Annotated in this window: 3 protein-coding genes; 1 reads left to right on the top strand and 2 read right to left on the bottom strand. The window is 66.2% G+C overall.

Features of this window, described 5'->3' with window-relative positions; all coding sequences use genetic code 11:
- Positions 1-1545, bottom strand: a 1545-nt coding sequence (locus PMI01_RS23835) for a M10 family metallopeptidase C-terminal domain-containing protein (RefSeq protein ID WP_007675544.1), incomplete at its 3' end; no start/stop codon positions are given.
- On the bottom strand, positions 1546-1830 hold the full coding sequence (locus PMI01_RS28010) for a DDE-type integrase/transposase/recombinase (protein ID WP_035038207.1): 285 nt from the start codon (positions 1828-1830) through the stop codon (positions 1546-1548).
- A 95-nt stretch (positions 1831-1925) separates the two neighbouring features.
- Between PMI01_RS28010 and PMI01_RS27330 the strand changes: the two genes are divergently transcribed.
- The coding region (locus PMI01_RS27330; protein ID WP_007675542.1) for a calcium-binding protein at positions 1926-4707 on the top strand (2782 nt) is incomplete at its 3' end.

Here is a 4707-nt window from a genome sequence, read left to right as displayed (position 1 = left end):
GGCCACGGCCAGGTCGACGGTCACCCCGGCGGTGACGTCGATATAGACCGCCACGTCCGAACCGGCCCCGCCGGTCAGGATGTCATTGCCCGCGCCGCCGGTCAGGATGTCGTTGCCCGCCCGGCCATCGAGAATGTCGTCGCCGCCGCGACCGGTCAGGACGTCGTCGCCCGATCCACCGACCAGGGCGTTGAGTTGATCATCGCCCGACAGGGTGTTGCCAAAGGCGTTGCCGGCGAAGATGTGCTCGATGCCGGTCAGGGTGTCGGTTCCGGAGCCGCCGGTGTTCTGGGCGGCGGTGATGGCCAGATCGACCACCACCCCGGCGGCGACCTCGACATAGATCGCCACGTCGGAACCCGTTCCGCCCGTCAGGAGGTCATCGCCTGCCCCGCCATCGAGATTGTCATTGCCGTCGCCGCCGCTCAGCGTGTCTGCGCCCGCCCCGCCCCGCAGCACATTGTCGAGGCTGTTACCGGTGATGAGGTCGGCGCCCGAACCGCCCCTGGCGTTCTCGATATTCGCGCCCTTGGCGATGGCGACATTGCCGACCAGCCCGCCGACACTGGAAAAGAAACCCTGTCTCAGATCGATCGTCTGATTGGTCGCATAGCCGGAGAAGTCGAAGGTGTCGACGCCGCCGGCGTCCCAGACCGCGAAGATCAGCGTCGACGACGCGCTGGTGGCCGAGAACCACGATCTGTCGGCCGTGGCGTTGAAGCCGTAGATCGTGTCGCCGGTGCGCGTGTTGACGTTGATCCCGTATTCCTGTTGCGCGGCCGAGATGTCGTCGAGCATCGGAACCGCGGCATAGGACCCGTGAAAATTACCCCCCGTCTCGGTCTCGGAGAAGTAGCTCATCACCGTGTACTGGTTGGAGTCCTCGTAATACTCGGCGTTGGTGGCGTAGGTGATGGAGGTGGTCCCGTCGGCGTTGTAGTCGCCGGGATGGTCCAGCCCGATGGCGTGGCCGATTTCGTGGATCAGGACCTGCCCGCCATAGCGGCCGGCGATGGGGTTTTGGTTGTAGGATAACGTGCTGTTGACCCAGACGTCGCCCGACGATGAGCTATAGGCGGTGTTGCCCGGGAAATTGGCGAAGGCCGCCGCGCCGTCCTGCCCGGAGCTATAGTTCGAGAACAGGATCGAGGCCGAGTTGGAATAGGCGTCCGGGCCCGTCGCGCCGCTGCCCTGCCGAACGAAGGTGATGTCCGCGACATCCGACCAGGCCTGCAGCGCCTTTTCGGCCTGCAGAATCTGCTGTTCATTGAAGGTGCTGAAGCCGCCGACATCACTCGGCAGGGTCGCCGGGGCGGTGGCGCGGAAGGCATAGGTCACGGTGAAGCCGACGCCGAGGGCCGACGACCAGCCCGGCTCGCCGCCGACCAGATGCAGGCCGGCCGCCTCGATGGTCATGCTGGGCTTGCCGTTCGGCCCGGTCCCGCCACGCGCATCGGCGTTGAGATAGGCCCGGGAATCGCCGCCCGAATCCCGATCGATGGCGAAACCCGCGGTTTCGGATGCATCCGACTGCATCATGTTCATCTACGCGCTTTCATCTTGCTGGACGCGGCGCCCCAGCTTCGGATGGATAGCGTTAAGGATCAGTCGCCAGCCGACCCGATAAGACTGCCTATAGAAGGTGTTATAGATCGCGGCATGGGTAGTGAGGAAGCGCCGAGCGGCGGCTTGGGATTTGAACCCCTGCATCTTCCGTTCTCGTTGTCGGATCGGCAGGTGAGAGCTTTCGGCTCGGTTGTTTTCGCGCAAACGACCGGGGCGGTGGAGGTCGATCAACTCCAGCGCCTTCAGCGCGGCGGGCGTGATCATCGGCCCGAGTTTTACAACGCACGATCCAGGGTTGTTTTCACAGAACAGCCAAGCTACCGGTCCAGGTTGAGCGCTGGCGGCGAGAACAGGGTGCTATGTCGACGATCACGGGCACTGAAGCTGGCGACACCCTGAACGGCGGTCCGACAACGGACCTGATCGAAGGTCGGGGCGGCGACGACTACATCCGGGACGAAGGTGGCAGCAGCGACATCGTCCGCGGCAACGATGGCGACGACACGATCTGGGTGGAGCGCACCTACACCGGCGCGGGCGGACTGATCACCATCGAAGGCGGGGCCGGTGAAGACCGGATCGACGCCATCGGCTACCTTCACGCCGCGCCCTACGACTGGCGGATCGACGGCGGAGACGGCAACGACAGCCTCCAAGTGCGCTACCTGACCCACTTCACCGCCGATTTGGGCGCGGGCAACGACTACATCTATGTCGACATGCCGCTGTCCGGCGGCGTGATCTCGCTGGGCTCGGGCGCCGACCGGATCGCCATGGTGTCCGACTATGGCCGCAACCCCGGCTCGGGCGACCGTTACCTGACGATCAACGGCCTGGGCGCCGACGACCAGATCGACCTGACCGTTCTCTCCTACGGGATGAGCAACTGGGACCAGGTGACCAACCTGTTCGCCAGCGGCCACCTGCGCGCGACCCAGTCAGGGGCCGACGTGCTGATCGACATCGACAGGGACGGCGCCGGCGGCGCCTACGACTGGAACCCCTTGCTGCGCCTGACCGACCGGACCCTGGCCCAGCTCTCGCCCCTGAACCTGGGCGGCATGCCGCTCAACGGCGGCCCGGTCGGCCTGACCTACACCACCAGCGCCAGTTCCTACCTGTACTTCTCCGGCACATACGGCGTCGATCACCTGACGGCGGGCGAAGGCGTCGGCAGAGTCATCCTGCAAGGCCTGGCAGGTGACGACGTTCTGGTGGCCAACAACACCGGCGCGGGGCTGTGGGGCGACGACGGCGACGATCACCTGATCGGCGGGGCCAGCGACGACAGCTTCGAAGGCGGGCAGGGCGACGACGTCATCGAGGGCGGCGGCGGCGAGGACACCCTCTACTTCCAGTCTGGGGACGATACCGCCGCGACGTTCGTGCTGGGCAAGGCGGGCCCGCAGAATACCGGCTTCGGTTGGGACACGGTGACCGGGATCGAGGCCGTTCGCGCCACCTATGCCGCCGACCACCTGAGCGTCGACGCTTCGATGACGGGATCGGTCCTGTTCTACGCCGGCAGCGGCGACGATGTCCTGATCGGCGGCGTGGGTAACGATAGGCTGTATGGCGAATACGGAGACGACCAGGTTTCCGGCGGCGACGGCGACGACACCCTGGACGACTTTGGCGACGGCGCCGACATTTACGACGGCGGCGCCGGCTACGACACCATCTCCTACACCTACAGCGACCGTGGCGTGACGATCGACTTGACCGTCACCACGCCGCAAGCCGGCGCCTACGGCGATCTGGACATCGTGCTCAACGTGGAAGGCGTGACGGGCTCGGCCTATGCCGACACCCTGTCGGGCAACGACCAGGCCAACGACCTCTGGGGCAACAGCGGCGACGACATCCTGATCGGGCGCGGCGGGACCGACGAGCTGACCGGCAACGATGGAAACGACTATCTCGATGGCGGCGATGGCGACGACCGGCTGACAGGCGGCGCCTATATCGGCGACCCCTTGGCCGGCGACGATACGCTGATCGGCGGCGCCGGGACCAACTACCTGGCCGGCGGCGGCGGGCATGACACGTTCGTGGTCGGCAAGGGCTACGACGTCATCCTCGACTTCCAGGTCGGGATCGACCGGGTCTCGGTCGACAACCTGTTCGTGCTCAAGGTCTCGGAAATGGTCGTCGGGTCGGACGACCCCCCGTTCTATTCGGAAGTCTATGTCACCCTGTCCAATGGGACGGAGCTGATGTTCGAGCGCATCCGCGCCTCCGACATCACAAACTCGATCTTCACCGGCCTTCGGTCCGCGACCCTGGGCGGCGCGGGCGCCGACACCCTTTCGGGAACGGCGGGCGGCGACTGGATCGACGGCCAAGGCGGCGCGGACAAGCTGGCCGGCGGCCAGGGCGCCGACAAGCTGCTGGGCGGCGACGGCGACGACACGGTCTTCGGCGACCAGGACGGCGACGTGCTGGCTGGCGGCGCCGGCAACGACCTGATCCTGGGCGACGATTACGACCTTCAAACCGATGACGGTTCCGACATCCTGAATGGTGACGACGGGAACGACATCCTGATCGGCGGGCGCGGCGACGATTCATTGTTCGGCGGCGCGGGCGACGACATCCTGGTCACCGGTGTGGCCAAGGGCGGGCTGACCAATGGCGTCGCCTTGGTGGACGATATCCACCTCGTTGACGGCGGCAACGACAAGGTTGACGGCGGCGAAGGCTTCGACACCGCCTATCTGATCTATGCGGGGCGGAGCGAGGGCGTCACCCTCGACAACGGCGCGAGCGCGGCGAACCCGATCATCCTTGGGGGTCAGGTCACGACCTCGATGACCAGTATCGAGCGTCTCTATTTCTTTGGCGGAACCGGCGACGACGCCATCACGGCCGGCGCGGCCGACGACTTCCTGTCCAGTGGCGGCGGGAAGGACGTGTTCGATGGCGGCGGCGGCGTTGATACGGCGTCGTACTTCTACTTGAGTACGCCGCTATCGGTGGCCGTGACGCTCAACGGCGATGTCGCCGCGAACGTGACGCTGGGCGGCGTCGCGGGCGGTTCGCTGCGCAACATCGAGAACGTGACCGGCGGCGATGCGGCCGACACCCTGACGGGCGACGGTCAGGCCAATGTGCTGACGGGTCGCGGCGGCGACGACATCC

The sequence above is a fragment of the Caulobacter sp. AP07 genome (assembly GCF_000281955.1).
Taxonomy (GTDB): Bacteria; Pseudomonadota; Alphaproteobacteria; order Caulobacterales; family Caulobacteraceae; genus Caulobacter.
This window is presented reverse-complemented; position numbering and strand designations above follow the sequence as displayed.